This window comes from Stappia indica, assembly GCF_001696535.1.
Lineage (GTDB): Bacteria > Pseudomonadota > Alphaproteobacteria > Rhizobiales > Stappiaceae > Stappia > Stappia indica.
Window position 1 is genome coordinate 371,317 of record NZ_MBQE01000002.1, and the last position, 15,630, is coordinate 386,946.

12 protein-coding genes are annotated in these 15,630 nt (G+C 63.6%); 2 read left to right on the top strand and 10 right to left on the bottom strand.

Annotated elements, in window-relative coordinates:
• Positions 1 to 29 precede the first annotated feature (29 nt).
• The 10 genes from BBX35_RS09675 to BBX35_RS09715 all read right to left on the bottom strand — a co-directional run bounded on the left by BBX35_RS09675 (position 30) and on the right by BBX35_RS09715 (position 14,579).
• Positions 30 to 1,070 (bottom strand): DUF7146 domain-containing protein, encoded by a 1,041-nt coding sequence (locus BBX35_RS09675; RefSeq protein ID WP_067219118.1) that lies wholly within the window; start codon positions 1,068 to 1,070, stop codon positions 30 to 32.
• Positions 1,070 to 5,377: a strawberry notch-like NTP hydrolase domain-containing protein gene (locus tag BBX35_RS09680; RefSeq protein WP_067219121.1), complete on the bottom strand. Its 4,308-nt coding sequence runs from the start codon at positions 5,375 to 5,377 to the stop codon at positions 1,070 to 1,072. Before BBX35_RS09680 ends, BBX35_RS09675 begins: the two co-directional genes overlap by 1 nt.
• A gap of 203 nt (positions 5,378 to 5,580) precedes the next feature.
• Positions 5,581 to 5,847: a DUF6117 family protein gene (locus tag BBX35_RS09685; protein ID WP_067219122.1), complete on the bottom strand. Its 267-nt coding sequence runs from the start codon at positions 5,845 to 5,847 to the stop codon at positions 5,581 to 5,583.
• The gene (locus BBX35_RS09690) at positions 5,844 to 6,260 is read right to left on the bottom strand and encodes a hypothetical protein (protein WP_067219125.1); all 417 of its coding nucleotides are present in this window, start codon (positions 6,258 to 6,260) and stop codon (positions 5,844 to 5,846) included. Before BBX35_RS09690 ends, BBX35_RS09685 begins: the two co-directional genes overlap by 4 nt.
• A 96-nt stretch (positions 6,261 to 6,356) precedes the next feature.
• Entirely contained in the window at positions 6,357 to 8,480 is a 2,124-nt protein-coding gene (locus BBX35_RS09695) for a ParB/RepB/Spo0J family partition protein (protein WP_067219128.1), read from the bottom strand.
• A gap of 175 nt (positions 8,481 to 8,655) precedes the next feature.
• The gene (locus BBX35_RS09700; protein ID WP_067219946.1) at positions 8,656 to 9,849 is read right to left on the bottom strand and encodes a DUF932 domain-containing protein; all 1,194 of its coding nucleotides are present in this window, start codon (positions 9,847 to 9,849) and stop codon (positions 8,656 to 8,658) included.
• Between the two features lie 205 nt (positions 9,850 to 10,054).
• Positions 10,055 to 10,534: a Mov34/MPN/PAD-1 family protein gene (locus tag BBX35_RS22805; protein ID WP_083206170.1), complete on the bottom strand. Its 480-nt coding sequence runs from the start codon at positions 10,532 to 10,534 to the stop codon at positions 10,055 to 10,057.
• On the bottom strand, positions 10,531 to 12,345 hold the full coding sequence (locus BBX35_RS22810; RefSeq protein ID WP_088946070.1) for an E2/UBC family protein: 1,815 nt from the start codon (positions 12,343 to 12,345) through the stop codon (positions 10,531 to 10,533). The genes BBX35_RS22805 and BBX35_RS22810 overlap by 4 nt, the downstream gene beginning before the upstream one ends.
• The gene (locus BBX35_RS09710) at positions 12,338 to 13,411 is read right to left on the bottom strand and encodes a cyclic GMP-AMP synthase DncV-like nucleotidyltransferase (RefSeq protein WP_067219130.1); all 1,074 of its coding nucleotides are present in this window, start codon (positions 13,409 to 13,411) and stop codon (positions 12,338 to 12,340) included. The genes BBX35_RS22810 and BBX35_RS09710 overlap by 8 nt, the downstream gene beginning before the upstream one ends.
• Positions 13,404 to 14,579: a CBASS cGAMP-activated phospholipase gene (locus BBX35_RS09715; RefSeq protein WP_244271601.1), complete on the bottom strand. Its 1,176-nt coding sequence runs from the start codon at positions 14,577 to 14,579 to the stop codon at positions 13,404 to 13,406. Before BBX35_RS09715 ends, BBX35_RS09710 begins: the two co-directional genes overlap by 8 nt.
• Positions 14,580 to 14,747: 168 nt before the next feature.
• Here BBX35_RS09715 and BBX35_RS22815 point away from each other — a divergent pair, with 168 nt between their 5' ends.
• Together BBX35_RS22815 and BBX35_RS09720 are read left to right on the top strand one after the other, a co-directional pair.
• A complete protein-coding gene (locus tag BBX35_RS22815) occupies positions 14,748 to 15,101 on the top strand; it encodes a helix-turn-helix domain-containing protein (RefSeq protein ID WP_083206171.1) in 354 nt (117 codons plus the stop codon).
• The gene (locus tag BBX35_RS09720) at positions 15,098 to 15,619 is read left to right on the top strand and encodes an ImmA/IrrE family metallo-endopeptidase (RefSeq protein WP_067219135.1); all 522 of its coding nucleotides are present in this window, start codon (positions 15,098 to 15,100) and stop codon (positions 15,617 to 15,619) included. The genes BBX35_RS22815 and BBX35_RS09720 overlap by 4 nt, the downstream gene beginning before the upstream one ends.
• The last annotated feature ends 11 nt before the right edge of the window (positions 15,620 to 15,630 follow it).

Consider the following 15,630-nt stretch of genomic DNA (forward strand, 5'->3'; position numbering starts at 1 on the left):
CGTCGCACCACCCGGCATCTCCCTTCCGGCTATGCCGCGAGTGACATGAAGCGGACGACGTCCTCGGGTGCAAGCTGCGGGCGCAATCCGGCTCTGAGCGCGTCCAGGCCGAGATGGCGGAGATCCTCGTTGAGATCGCCCATCGCCGGCGAGAGCACGATCGCCTCGATCCCGGCCGCGCTCGCTCGATCGATCAGGCTGTCCCGCGCGCCGTCGCCTGCCGGGTCGTTGTCGCGGACGATATAGAGCCTGCGCAGTTCCGGCGGGAACAGGATGGCGGCGAGATGGGCGGCGGACAATGCGGGAGCGACGGCGAGGTCGGGCAGAACCTGCCGGAGCGACAGCATGGTTTCGATGCCCTCGCCGGCGGCCATGACGGTACCCGGCACGCCGATGCGGACGGCGTGACCGAGCAGATCGCCCATCGCCTTGCGCTGTGTACCGATCGGCGCCTTGCCGGCACCGTCCGGGGCGAGCCAGGTGCGGTGCGCGCCGGTGATCCTGCCATCGAGATCGGTGACGGCGGCGATCATCGCCGGCCAGGTCTCGGTCGGCCTGTACTCGTCGGGCCGATAATAGCAGCGCGGATGGAAGCGCAGGCTTCCGGTTCCGTGCAAAGCCGTAATGCCGCGTTTGCGCAAATACGTCTCCACGAGCGTCCCCGCGATCGGCTGCGACATGGCGAACAGCCGCCGCGCCGCTTCGGTCGAGCCCGTCGGTGCCGGTGTGCTGGCTGGTTTCCTCGGTGCTGGTTCCGGTTCCGGATGCGGCAGGCTGAGAAAGCGTCGGGCTTCCGCGACCACATCGGCGAAATCGACGAAACCGCAGCTCTCGCGGATGATGTCCAGCAGGTCGCCATGCTCGCCGGTTGCCGCGTCGGTCCATTTGCCGGCCGGTCCCTTGGACGAATCCCTGAGCCGCACGAACATCGAGCGGCCGGGCGTGTTGCGGACATCGCCGACCTGCCAGTAACTGCCCTGGCGGCGGCCGTTGGCCAGATAATGGCGGCACACCGCCTCGGCCTCCCGGCCGAGACGGTGCGCGAGATCGGAGGCGTCAGAGCGGGCCATTATGCTGCCTCCCGCTCGGAAATCCGCGCGAGCGGATAGGTGTCGAGCAATCTGCCGAGAACCGCCGGGCCGTTCGCATCCACCGGAACGAAGAACCGGAGCTTCCACGAGATGATCTCGGTGAACAGCCCATAGGCGCGCAGGCGATCGCGCATGGCGTCGGTGAAGCCAGTCAGCTCGATGCGGTTCGCGCCCATGACGCGGACGCGGCGAAGCTGGAGGTCCTCGGACAGGTCGAGAATGGTCCGCCCGTCGATCAGTGCGGCATAGGCGTCGTCAGGGGCAAGGCTGGCCGTGCCGGTCGATGCGGCGTTTGCCGCCCAGGACGGTGACACGCGGCGGCCGATGATGCGCTCGCCGTCGTCGGTCTGGAGGCGATAAACGCGCGTGGATTCGTTGGGCAGGCGCTTCCACACCGGCAGGAGCAGGCCGGCGACGATGTGCAGCGTGCTGTTTTCGTATACCGGCACATCGTCGAGTTCACGGGTCCAAGCCGCCGCGAAGGTCTCGCGGTCGGCTTCCCGCCAATGGCTGCCGGCCATCGTCTTGAGGGAAGCGTGATGATGCTCCATTGGTCGGACGAGGCGGACGCGGCGCTCGATCTCGCCATCATCGAGCATCAGCGACGGCGCCGGAAGTTGGACGGCGGCGCGGCCGGATTTGCCGTTCACCAGCAGCTTGCCGATATCGGCATCGGCATGCGCCAGCGCATCAGCCAGCGACAGGGGCCGGTTGCGCCGTTTCTCGGAAATGGTGAGCAGCCGGGTTTCGGCGCCCGTCGCCGGATGGGTGTAGACGGTCTTGCGGTCGAAGACGACGAAGCTCTCGGCGGTCAGCGTTTCGAGGCCAACATCATAGACGCCGCTGGCGATCGCGCCCTGGACCCTGGCGTCGAGCAATTGCTCGAAGGCGGTGAACAGGATGCCCTGCAGCTCGATGGTGAGCGCCAACAGGCGGTTGAGGAAAGTGGTGATCGGCGGCAGGTCGTCCTTGATACCGTTGGCATCCATCAGCTTGAGGCCGGTGGCGCTTTCGAAGCGTTCGAGAGAGCAGCCTTCGATCTTGCCGCGCACGATCAACAGATAAAGCTGGCGCAGCGCGTCGCGGGCGTAAGGGCTTTCCAGATTGTCCTCGGGACGGAACAGCCCCTGACCGCCGGTTTGGCGCTGGTCGCGCGTGATGGCGCCGAGCGTGTCGAGCCGTCGGGCGATGGTCGAGAGGAACCGCTTTTCCGCCTTCACATCCGTCGCGATCGGCCGGAACAATGGCGGCTGCTTCTGATTGGTCCGATTGGTGCGGCCCAGCCCCTGAATGGCGGTATCGGCCTTCCAGCCGGGTTCGAGCAGGTAATGGACGCGCAGCCGCTGGTTCCTGACGGAAAGATCGGCATGGTAGCTGCGGCCGGTGCCGCCCGCGTCCGAGAACACGAGGATGCGCTTCTGGTCGTCCATGAAGGCGGCGGTTTCCGCGAGATTGGCGGGCGGCGCGCGGTTCTCCACGGCGAGGCGGTCGCCTTTGCGCACGATGCGGCGCGAGCGGCCGGTCACCTCGGCGACCAGATCGGTGCCGAAACGCTGCACGATCTGGTCGAGCGCTCCGGGCACCGGCGGCAAGGATCCCAGATGCTCGATCAGCTCGTCGCGCCGGGCGACGGCTTCGCGGCTTTCGACCGGCTGGCCATCCCGATAGACCGGCCGCGATGACAGATTGCCCTCGCTGTCGGTGAAGGGCTCGTAGAGTTGCACCGGGAAGGAATGCTGCAGATAGGAGCCGACATATTCGCGCGGCGTCACGTCGACGGAAATATCGTTCCACTCCTCGGTCGGGATTTCGGCGAGGCGCCGTTCCATCAACGCCTCTCCGGTCGAGACGATCTGGATGACGGCGGCGTGGCCCGCCTCGAGATCGGCTTCGATCGAGCGGATTAGGGTCGGCGTCTTCATAGAAGTCAGCAGGTGGCCGAAGAAGCGCTGTTTGGTGCTCTCGAAGGCCGAGCGCGCGGCGGATTTGGCCTGCCGGTTCAGCGTTCCCTCGCTGCCGGTGATGTTGGCGGCCTGCATCGCCGCGTCGAGGTTGTTGTGGATGATCTGGAAGGTGCCGGCATAGGCATCGTAAATCCGGCGCTGCTCTTCGGTGAGCCGGTGCTCGACCAGCTCATATTCCACGCCATCATAGGAGAGCGACCGCGCGGTATAGAGGCCGAGCGATCGCAGGTCGCGCGCCAGCACCTCCATCGCCGCGACGCCGCCATCCTCGATGGCTTCGATGAACTCGGCGCGCGTGGCGAAGGGGAAATCCTCACCGCCCCAGAGCCCGAGCCGCTGGGCATAGGCGAGATTGTGGACAGTGGTGGCGCCGGTCGCCGAGACATAGACCACACGGGCATCGGGCAGCGCATGTTGCAGCCGCAGACCGGCCCGCCCCTGCTGGGAGGGGGCGACGTCGCCCCGTTCGCTCTTGCCGCCGCCGGCGTTCTGCATGGCATGGCTCTCGTCGAAAATGATCACGCCGTCGAATTCCGAGCCCAACCATTCGACGATCTGCCTGACGCGCGAAACCTTCTCGCCGCGGTCGTCGGAGCGCAGCGTGGCATAGGTTGTAAACAGGATGCCTTCGGTCAGCGTGATGGGCTTGCCCTGCGGGAAGCGCGACAGCGGTGTCACCAGCAGGCGTTCCATGCCGAGCGCGGACCAGTCGCGCTGCGCATCCTCGATCAGCTTGTCGGATTTGGAGATCCAGACCGCCTTGCACCGGCCGCGCAACCAGTTGTCGAGGATGATTCCGGCCGACTGGCGGCCCTTGCCCGCGCCGGTGCCGTCACCGAGCATGAAGCCGCGCCGGACGCGGACGGTATTGGTGGCGTCGGCGGGAGCGGCCTGGACGAAATCGAAGGTCTCATCGACCGTCCATGATCCGGCGAGATAGTCGGAATGCGCCTCGCCGGCATAGATCACCGTCTCGAGCTGGGCGTCGGACAGGACCGTGTGGATGTTGGCCGGCAGCAACGGGCGATAGCTCGGCCTGGGCGGCGCGACACTCGCCATCGCCGCCGACTGCACAAGTCTGGTCGGGTGCGCCTGAGCGCCGGGAATGCGGATCGACTGGAACCCGTATGCCTCATAGATGGCGTCGGTCAGATGCGTGCCGTCCGGCGGCGTCCAGTCCACGGTCTCATAGGCGAGTTCCACGCTCTCGGGATCGGCGGCGACGGATCGGGTGGGACGCGCAGCGGCCGGGCGCGCGAGGTAACCGCGAACGGTTTTCCGCGCGGCACGCGGAGCCGCTGCATCAGGTTTCGGCAACGAGCCCGGCCGTCGCGGCGGCACGTGCGCCTCGATCCAGCCAAGCAGGGTAGCGACATCGGGCGCGGTGCCGGGCGATGCCGGAAACGCGGGCGGATCGCCGACGGGCACTTTGTCGAAGATGGTGAGCCGCGTCGGGAACGTCGTGCCGTGCCGTGCATAGACCGAGCCGTCGATGGCGGCGGTGAAGACGACACGGCCGCGCTCAGCCAGGCGGGCGAAGGCGTCCCGCCAGTCCGGTGCGTCTGGCGCGAAACCTGCGCCGGTAATCGTCACCAGCCGCCCGCCGGGAGCAAGGCGGGCCAGCGCCGAGGCAACATGGCGGTAGCAGGCATCGGCCATCCGGCCCGACACGTTCGCCATTGCCGAGAAGGGTGGATTCATCAGCACCACGCTTGGGACCGCGACGGGATCGAGATGATCGTCGATCTGGGCGGCGTCGAAGCGGGTGATGTCAACGGCCGGAAAGAGGGAGGCGAGCAGGTCGGCGCGGGTCCCGGCCAACTCGTTGAGCAGGAGCGCACCGCCGGAGATTTCGGCGAGGATCGCGAGCAGGCCGGTGCCGGCCGACGGCTCCAGCACGATGTCGCCCGCCGTAATGCCGGCGGCGGTGACAGCGGCGAGGCCGAGCGGGGTCGGCGTGGAAAACTGCTGGAACGCCTGGCTCTCCTCGGAGCGGCGCGTATGCGTCGGTAGGAGACCGGCGATCCTGGTGAAGGCGGAAAGCCGTGCAGACGGAGACGCGGCTTTGCGGAAAAGCGCCTTTCCGTATTTGCGCAGGAACAGGACGGTCGCCGCCTCACAGGCGTCATAGGCTGTCTTCCAGTCCCAGGCGCCGGAAGCGTCTGAAGCGCCGAAGGCGGTTTCCATCGCAGTGCGCAGCGTGGCAGCGTCGATGCGCTGGCCGCGTTCGAGATGGGGAAGCAGGAGATTGGCGGCGGCAAGTATCGCCGGCGCGGGGCCAAGCGACGCGGCCGGGTCGACCGCGGGGAACACCATGTTCATGTCAGGGGCCTCGGGAGAGCGGGAATGGGAAAGCCCGGACAGCGCTCTCTCTCGACCGCACGGGCTCAACCCCTTCCGGTTCGACCTCTTCCTCTCGGCGCCACGCGCGACATGAAAACAGCGCCCGGCCATGAGGCCGGGCGCTGCGAAAGTTCAGGACCAATATCAGCCGGCGGCCCCGCAAGTGGTCGCTTTGACCCACCTCATGGCGCGGTTTCCGGCGCGTCAGGGTGCACGAAGCCTGCGGAGTTGTCGGGATCCGGCGGCAGGTAGGCGTCGTAGGGATTGCCGTCGGCGAGGAGACCAAAAGGCGTGAAGACGTAATCGGCGCCATCCCGGCCCACTGCACAGATGACATAGCGCAGGCTGCCCGACTGGGCGTCGAGGCACTCCATGAGCGCGAGATTGCCATCCGCCGCTGCACGCAGCAGCGTCTGGAAATTGGTTCGTGCGTGGGAGGGGATGCTCATATCCGGTCTCCCTCATTGGAGAGGATCTCGGCGAGCCAGCCGTCGGTGTCGATCCAGTCCGCCGTCTCGCCGGTGCCGAGGTCGAGCACATGCGCGCCGCCGCCGAAGCCGTCGAGACGCGGTTTCGAGCAGGTGTTGGCATATTGAAAGCCCCATCTGCCCGTGAGGCCGAACGCTGCGGCGCAGCGTTTGACGAACAGGATGACATGCTCGGGATCGCCGGTGCCGTCATCGCGCATCCACAGATGCGTTCCGCCATGCTCGGGCTGGATCGACAGGAGAAACCCGTCCGAGGGCGGGTCTTCGGCGTCGTTTTCATCCGACAGCGCATTGTAGATGTCGAGAGCACGCGCGGCGTTTTCAGGGGTGCCCACATCGAGCAGGCAGGAGAAGTGCGTGAAATAGTCGGCCATGTCAGGCTCCTGAAACGAGAAAGCCCGGCGCGATGGCCGGGCTGCTGAGGCTTGGAACGGAGGATGCGGGGCGGTTTGAGCCGCCCCGCATGATGGTCATTCAGCGGCCACCATGTGCTGGGCCTCGCCCTCCTCGTCGGCGGGCCCTTCGTCCTCACTGTCGCCCGCCAGGAACTCGGGCAGATCGTCAGCCTCGACATCACCGGAGCTCACGTCATCGGGATCAACCAGGCGCAGCGGTTCGGGCAGCCAGCCGGTGTCGGCCAGGAGGCGTTCGGCTTCCGTCGCCATGTCGCCCTTCTTCATATGGTCGATAAGCTTGACGGCCCGTTCGCCCGCGCCTTCGCGCACGGCTTCGAGAATGCGTGCCTTGGTGACGCGGCCGAGATAGTTGCCGACAGTGGGCTTCCAGCCTGCCGCCACCATGTCGAGGCCGGTGGCGTGCTGGAGCCGGTCGGCCTGCGCCAGACGGACGTCGAGCCCATGCTGGCTGACGCCCGTTCCGCCATAGGGGTTCGGCCGCTCGAACAGCGCGTTGACGCCGAAGCTGATGCAATGGGCGAGCAGATCGAGGCGCGAGGTGTCGTCGAGATCGGTGAGCCAGTCCCAAAGGGCCTGATCGTCGGCTGGAACATGATCGCCCCAGCGTTCATGCCGCTCGGCAACCTCGCGGGCAGGTGCGCTGTCCTTCAGTTCCTCCGATTGCGCGGAGAAGAAGATATGACGGACGCTGGCCTCGAGGCACCCGGTCGGCGCGGTGCGCCGGAAGGTGTCGCTGACCAGTTTGTGCAGCAACATGGTCATGGCGACGTCCGGGTGTTCGGCGACGGCGTTGCGCAGCGCCAGTGTGCGATGCGCGGTCAGTTCGATGACGAGGCGTTCGGGCAGCGGCTTGACGCCGTCATCCTCGTCTTCCTCCGGCTCCGCTGACTGGCCGCCGATGGTGATGACGGCACGCTGACCGGCGGGGCCATCGGACTGGTCGGCATGGCCACCAGCCTCCGATGCGTCAGCGCCATCGTGTTCGACCGGTCGTTCATCCTCGGGGCGGACATAGCCGCGATCCACCGAGAGCGAGCCGTTGGCATCGACACTGACGAAGGCGCCGGCGATGGCAATGTCGGCCGGGTCATAGATCGTCAGGCGCTGATCGAAGGCGTCGAGCGCCTGTTCGATTTCGCCCAGCCGCTGGTCGATCTCGTCGGGCAACTCGTCAGCTTCTCCATATTCGGCCTCGATTCGGTCATACTCGTCGCGCAGTGCCTCACGGGTCGCACGCTCCTCCTCGGTCAGATCGACGGTCGTACTGGCCAGCGCGCGAAGCCCATGCTGGTGGCCGTAGGGGAAGCTCACGGCCACCTCGACCCACTTCCAGCCTTCGCCCGCGATCTCGTCGGCAACGAGTTTCAGCTTCTCGGCTACCAGGCGGTCGAGCAGGGCCGGGTCCTGCAGCCAGCCGCCTTCGTCGGACTGGAACAGGTCGCGGAGCACGATGCCGCCGGCCGCTTCGTATGCTTCGATGCCCACGAAGACGGCCCGCTTGTCGGGGGCGCGCACCGCGGTCTCGGTCAGCATGCGGCGGATGGTATAAGGTTCCTTCTGCCAGCCATCCTTGATCGCCGCCCAGACCTGTTCCTGGCGGGCATGGTCCTCAGAGACGGTGAAGGCCATGAGCTGTTCGAGCGTCATGCCGTCCTCGGCATAGATGTCGAGCAGCGCGGGCGAGACGGCAGCCAAGCGCAGACGTTGCTTGACGACCTTGACGTCGACGAAGAACGCTGCCGCGATTTCCTCCTCACTCATGCCCTTTCCGCGCATGGCCCGGAACGCGCGGAACTGGTCGAGGGGATGAAGCGGCGCGCGTTCGATGTTCTCGGCGAGCGAGACCTCGTCGATGAGGATGTTGCCACCGGCTTCCGAGACGATGCAGGGCACCGATGCGGTCTTGTTGAGGCGCTTTTGCTTCACCAGCAGTTCGAGGGCGCGATAGCGCCGGCCGCCGGCGGGCACCTCGAACATGCCGGTCTCCTTGCCCTCGGCATCCACGACCGGCCGGACATGCAGCGACTGGATCAGGCCGCGGCGGGCGATGGACTCGGCCAGTTCCTCGACCGAGACGCCGGCCTTGACGCGCCGGACATTGGATTGGGAGAGCATCAGCTTGTTGAAGGGGATGTCGCGCGAGGACGACAGGGTGATCTTCTGGGTGGCAGTTGCCATGTTCCTTACTCCGCGACGGACGCCGGGGAGCCTCTCTCTCCGGCAACCAATCCGTCACGAAGCGAAGCGCCGCCCTCTTCCTCTAGGAGAGCAGCGCCACGAAAACGGGAAGACGGAGGGGCACGGAAGCGCAAAGCCGGAAATAGGGGGAACCGCGTTTCCGGCTTTGCGGATGTCAGGCCGCGCGATCGAGAAGCTTCTTCGCCTTACCCTCCATATCGAGGCGGGCGTCCTGATGGGCCTTGTCGCGGGCAAGCGCGGTGATGCCCTGCACAAAGTCGAAGATCGATTCCGGCGGCCTGCCTTCCTCGGCTAGCACCGTGTCGATGATCCGGCCAGTCTCGGCTTTCGAGAAGCCGCGCTTGCGCAGGAAATCGGTACGGTCCTCGTCGGTACGGGCAACGATCCGCTCGCGCGCGGCCTTGATGCCGTTGACGAAGGGCATGGGTGAGGAATTGGCGAAATTGAGCAGCGCCGGCGCAGCCTCATGGGCAAAGCGCGAGGCGGCATATTTGCTGTGGCGGATGGTGATCTCCTCGAAATCCTCTACGCCCCAGAGATTGCGATTCTGGCACACCGCGCGGAGATAAAAGCTCGCCATGCCGAGCGTTTTCGCGCCGACTTCCGAATTCCAGCAATAGAAGCCCCGGAAATAGAGATCGGGCGATCCATCGGGCAGTCTGCCGGCTTCGATGGGGTTGAGATCATCCACGAGAAACAGGAAGACATCGCGGTCCGAAGCATAGAGCGTCGTGGTGTCCTTAGTGATGTCGACGCGCGGATTGTAGATGCCGGTGGACCAGTCGAGCACGCCCGGCACCTTCCAGCGCGTATCGCCCGTGCCGTTTCCGGCGATACGCTGCACCGCTTCGACCAGTTCGTGGTCGAAAATGCGGCCATAGTCCGGCCCGGTCACAGCGCGCAGTTCCACGCGACCGTTCTCGACTTCCATTGTCTTGATCTGCTCGGCGCGATGCGATGTCAGGCCGTATTGCAGGTTGATGCCGGCGAGGGCGGCGGGAAGCTGACGCAGATAGGCAGCCGGCGCGCTGACCAGGCTGGCGAGTTGCCCGAAGCTCCAGTGGGTTGGTGCGACGGGAGCGTCGGCACCAGGCAGCATCAGCGACAGCCTCTCAGGATCGTCCCGGCTCGCTTCGACATGGATCAGCGCGCTATCCAGCACGCGGGTCTTGCTGCACTCGGCACGGGTGCGAACCGTATCGGCCAGGGCGTCGAGGGACAGAAATCGCTCGTCGTCGGGCCGGTTGAACCATTCGGAGGAAACACGGCCAATCCGCTCGCCGCGGCTGACATCCACCTTGTAGCCCCCGCTCACATCGCGGCGGGCATCGAGAACCTGCATGTTCATGGGATCAAACTCCATGACGGGCGCCGGAGGCCTCTCCTCCAACTTCCAACCCGTCACGGAAACGCCCTCCAAACTCTTACTCTCAGGGGGCGTTGCGGGGTCTCCCCGCTGGAAGGGGTCGGCCGAGACTGCAGACTCGGCCGCGGGGGAAGACATTCCTCTCCCAGGATCTTCCGATTGCGACCCACGAAACCCAATCAACTGGTCACTGAATCGGTTTTGTCGCGGAGAGCGGAAACATGTTCGAGCCGCTGACAACCGATACGTACAGACTGCGAGGCAGTGGGTCAGTCCCTACGATCGTGAGGACAAAGCCGTTAAAGTGATGGGCCGATTTTCTGACCATCTCGTGCATGCTTTCAATATCAGTTCGCGATGGGGCCGGAACGCGCTCTGGATGGGTATGCCAGTCGCCAATAAAATGCAGATCACGGGAAAAGCGATTTGCGATCTCGAGTTGTTCGGCGGCTCGATTGGGTCGGTAAGTGTTGCGGGTTCGCCAGTCTGTCGGGCGCGGTCCGGTCGCTTCTTCAATGAGTATTTCAGGTAATGCCAGCCGGGCGAAGAGCTGGCCGCCTGCTTCCCGTTGCCACCAACGAAGCTGCTGGTACTTCTCGAAATGCTCAATCACAGCCGAGGTGAAAACCAACCGTTGTCCCGATGCCCCGATGGGAACTACGATCATGCGGCTTGCGCTTCCTTGCCGCTATCGTCGGCGACGGGCCACGGGCGTTCGAGAATAAACCCGCCTTCCTCACGGAAACTGCTGTCTTCGCGCCATACGGCCGACCATCCGCCGCCGATCTGCACCAGACGCTTGCGGGGCCCGACCCAAATCCTGTGTGTCGGCTCAGTTGCGCCGAGCAGGGCGTCAAGCGCGAGTTCTGCGATGAGACTGTTGATGAAGCCAAGTTCCATGGGGCCGTAGGGCTGATAGGCTGCCCCGCAGGCAGGCTCGCGACGCAGCGGGGTGCCGTTGGGCCATACGGTAACCTGGAAATGGGGCAGCCCCGTCCTATCGAAACCGTGTCTCAGGCTCCCTTCGGCATCCCCGATGAGCAGCGCGTGTCCAGCGCATGCATGCGCCTCGAGCCAGCCATAAACGATCGGAACACAGCGGGCGGTGGTTTCCTGCCAAGCGTCGAGCCGGCTATCGGCAGTCCAGCTACCCGTCGCCGACACGACCAGGTCGCAACTTGCCAGAACGTCGGCATGTCGCCTAACAGCTGTGTCGGCATCGCATACGAAATCGGTGACGTAGAGATGCGGAAAGTCCGAGCGCAGCTTCTCCGCAAGCGCCTTGGATTTCGGCTGTCCAACATAGGTGGCCCCCAGGACATGCCTTCCGATATTCGACCACTTGAGGATATCGAAGTCGATGAGGGCAAGGCGACCGACGCCGGCTTGTGCGAGGGTAACCGCTATTGCCGCCCCGACGGATCCGCAGCCAATGACGGCAACTGTCTTTTCGCGGAGCTGCGCTGTGCGCGAATCCTGTCCGCGCCCGTGGATCCAGTCGGGGTCCGCGCGCTCAATGGATCGGCGGATCAGGTTTGTGTTGCCAAGGTAGCGCGCGAGCAGAAGAGAATCGGGGATCGTCCCGGGACGAAAACCTTTGAACAAGGGATCTCTTGCGCCATAGCGCGGCGCTGACGGTTCAGGCACTATGACTCCAGCAAGGGCCGGCCCGTTGGCAGTGGTAAAGCCGAGAGCGGCGATAATCCTGTCAGGGCGTCGGCAAACGAATTTGGCCAGCAACGCTCCTGGATCGTCGCCTGCCGCCGCGGCAAGCCGTCGAAGATCCTGTCCACTTCTCGGATAGTCGCTAGGGATCGGCGGCGCTTCCAACCAGAGGAGAGCTGCAGTGTCGGTTTTGAAACCGTCCGGCTTCTTGCCGAAGCGGTTGACAAGCCACCGTTCCAACTCGGCGTCGGTTTCTGCAAGGATGTAAAATTTCTTGCCGCGCCATACCCGCACCTCGCGTGTTGGCGGCTCTGCCGTGAGAAGGCTTACAAAATGAGGTCCGCCTTCATCCGCTGCATGATCCCAGTACGAAAGGAACTCGTCCTGAAAATCGGTAATGAGTTCACCAGCAATTAGGCGATCGATTAATTTGGCAGCATCACCCAACATGTACGTGACGACGCCGGCCGGGTCGTACGGATCGACATCAAGCATGTCCGGAGCGAGGCAGAGGACACCATCATGCTCGATATGGGGCCAGCTTAGAAACGGGGGGCGATCGATCAATGCAACGCGGGGAGGTTGCCAGGGGAAGCCGGCCGGGAGCAGCAGATCGATGCGGCGGACTCCGCCCGAGAATTCGACGGGCATCCGCCATCCGGCAGCAATTCCACGTCCCGCGTAGGCCCTCAACTCTTCCTGCTGCAGGACATCTGACGAAGCGGCGAGATCTGCGAGCCGCGCAGCGACGACGGTTTTCGCCGTCGCAAAGGCCATTGCGGGCACATCGAGCGTATCGTCCGCGTCAGGCATAGCGCCCGCCGCCCTCTTTGCGCACCGCGGTCTGGGCGACAGCCGCCGCACTGGAAAGAAGGCCGGAGGTGAGAATAGTTGATGCTCCCGTGGCCGATTTCGTTTCAAGCTCGGAAGCCTTTTCCAAACGGTCGCTGAAGAAGGTTGTGTTGAAGACCTTATCCCAGCATTTCAGAGCTTTCTCGCGCGTGCAGTCAGGCTCGAACAGCGGCGCGAGGTTGTCGATCGCCTCAGTGAGCTTATCGCGAAGGAAGCGGGCCTTTGGGTCGTCTGTGCCCTTTGTGATGGTTTCGCCCGGCGTGACAGGATGCTCAACGACCAGGTTGAGCTTCAGGCGGTCGCGCATAGCTTTCATAGTATCGTAAAGCGCTTTGTCCTCCCGGTCAGCATTTCTGCGAAAGCATTCGGTAACAAGCTTTGTGATGCCGAAGCCGCTAAGGATTTGGCTGCCCCAGCTTCCGCGGCTGCGTGCATACTTCTTGATCTCGCGAACGAGCCGGCGAAGCTGCCGACCATTCCCCGTGTCTGGGCTCTGCGCAGCGTTCTCTTCGTCGAACCACGCCGTCACGTCGCGCGCGTCGGAGCGTTTCCACTCGCTGCTGGCGAGTTCATAGTGATGGGTTTCGTTTCCAAAAACGTCTTTGGTGGTGACTCGACGATAAACTGGCACGTCGACGTGATAGCCGGCTGCGTAGTACACGCGAACGCAGTTTTTTCGGACTTCCGGCGGCGTCTTGAAGCTGCCGTCGTCGATAGCGTCCCGCACCATCTGACGTGCCTGAAGCGCGGTCATCTCGGCGCCGCGCGCTCCGACAAGAACTTCCTTGTCGAAATACACGCCATCATCGATGTCGTAGTCCTTCTGCGGATGCTGCACCATGGTTTTCATGGCATAGCTACCTTGGCTCTTGAACTCACGCGGTGCAGGTTTGTCTTGGTCCCGCAGGCCCTTCTTCAGCCGCTCGCGGTTGGCGTCGCGGCGCTCGCGCATCGCCGTGCGCTCGGATTGTGGCAGCGTCACTTTCTCGTCGTGATAGGCGAGAACATCATCGGCACAGTCATACATTGGAGGCAACCTTTTCAGTCTGGTGGCTTGGGGAGGACGGCCCATTGGCAAGCGGGGCCGGACGCTTGAAGAGAGGATCGGTGCGAACGGGCACCGCATCAAAGAGCGAGCAGATAAGCGCGGCTTCCGGATCGCGGTCGGAATAGGCGCATTTGCTGTTGGTCATATCGGCATCGGTGCGCGCCTGATTGATGAGCGCAGCGATAGCTTCTTCACGTGTGTCGTCGAGGCCGAGATAAGGAATCAGAGCGGCCGGGACTTTGTCGGCGGGAAACCGCAATACCTCGCAGCGGCGACCGAGATGCTTGGCCAGCTTCTTGGCCATGTGGTCGTATGCGAATTGCTGTGCATCAATAGCGAGCGACGCGGCATCCCCGCCGAACTTCCACTCGGTGAGACCTCGATGCACGCTTTCGCGTGTGATTTGCTCTCCGGTCGGCACCGGGCAGGTGCCAAGGCAGAAGATCTCAATGCCTTGACCTGGCGCAGCGACGTCGAGCGCCTCGATCAGCCCTACGAGGACCGGATTGTTCGACCATAGCCCGCCATCGACGAAAACGTTGTAGCCCTGCTCGCTACCACTACAGTCAGCATGGTCGAGCGCGGCCATGGATCGAAAGATGGGTGCGGCTGTTGTGGCGAGGCACACATCGACAAGCGAATAGGCATCGTCTCGATGGTTCGTGGCGCCGAAATGCGGTGTCTTGAATACCCAGGCGCGATGCTGGCTCATCTCGACGGCGGTGATGGCAAGCGCTATGCCGCGCCGTTCGTAAATCTCGCTGAGAGTGGTCGCGCCGAGCACGGCCTGCAACGCTTCACGCAACGCGGCTTCGCCATCGGCAAGGGCTGCGGCCCGCCGGTAGATATCCATTGCAACGCCGGGCAGCTTCTCGGGTAGCGGTCGCCGGAAGATTGCACTTCCGTGCTTGCGGTAGAGGTTCACGACCTTGCCGAGCGGAACGCCGGCAGCCAGGGCACAGGCGATGATGCCACCAGTGCTAGTGCCGACGATCAAGTCAAAGGCACCGCCGATATCAAGGGCTTCGGCCCCGCGGCGGCGCGCGAAGGTAGTGGCCACCTGATCAAGATAAGTGGCGGTATAGGTTCCGCGCATTCCTCCACCATCGAGGCTGAGCACGCGAAAAGGTGGCGGTTCTGAAATCATGTGGACCTCGGCTCAATCGGTATGGCCTGACCGAATCTAACATTCCCGGACGACAGTATGGATTCCATAGCGCCGCAATGTTGTCAATAAGCACAATCTAAATGTCAATTATAAGCACATAATGTTTGTGACATTGACATCTCGCCTTGAGAGGCGCAAACATCTGGCATGTCGGATGAAACCATATACGCTGCGTTCGGGCGGATCGTCGCCGCGAGACGAAGAAAGCTTGAGCTCACTCAGGCCGAGTTGGCGGCCCGGGTAGGAATGTCGCGAGCTTCAATAGCGAACATCGAAAGTGGTCGGCAGAACGTGTTGCTGCATCATGTCTACAGTCTCGCGTCTGCGCTTGAATTTTCAAAAGTGGCAGACCTGCTTCCGACGCCACAGAAATCAGAACCACAGGAGGACTTAGCTGTGATCTTGTCAGATGATACCGTTACTGCACGGGAAAAAGCCCAGATTACTGATCTGATTGCTAGCGCGCTTGCTCGTCGTGGTTCCACAAGGACCGGGTCGTGAGGGCAGATCCTGAAAGGGCTCGGGAGGCTGCGCGTACCATCTTGCGGGAGTTCGGGGTCAAAGGAGCGCCAGTTCCCGTTGAACGCATTATCAAGGCAAGGCACATCGTCCTGCAGTACGCACCATTGGAGGACGATCTCTCCGGCATGGCCTTCATCAAAGACGGCGTGGGCATTATTGGCGTGAATGCCTTGCACCATCCAAACAGGCAACGCTTTTCGGCTGCGCATGAACTGGGTCATCACGAATTGCATGCTCCGGAAATCGAGAAGGCTGTGCACGTAGACAGAGGATTTCGCGTCCTGCTGCGGGATGATGTCTCATCCCAGGGCATCGAACCTTTGGAGATCGAGGCTAACGCGTTCGCTTCAGAACTCCTTATGCCCCGGGATCTCGTGGCAAGCGCGGTCGATGCGAGCGGGCTTGATATTGAGGATGAAGCCGGGGTTGAGGCGCTTGCTAAGAAATTCCGCGTAAGCGCGTCTGCCATGCGATACCGCCTTGCCGGGCGCTTCTAGGGTAAAGGGGG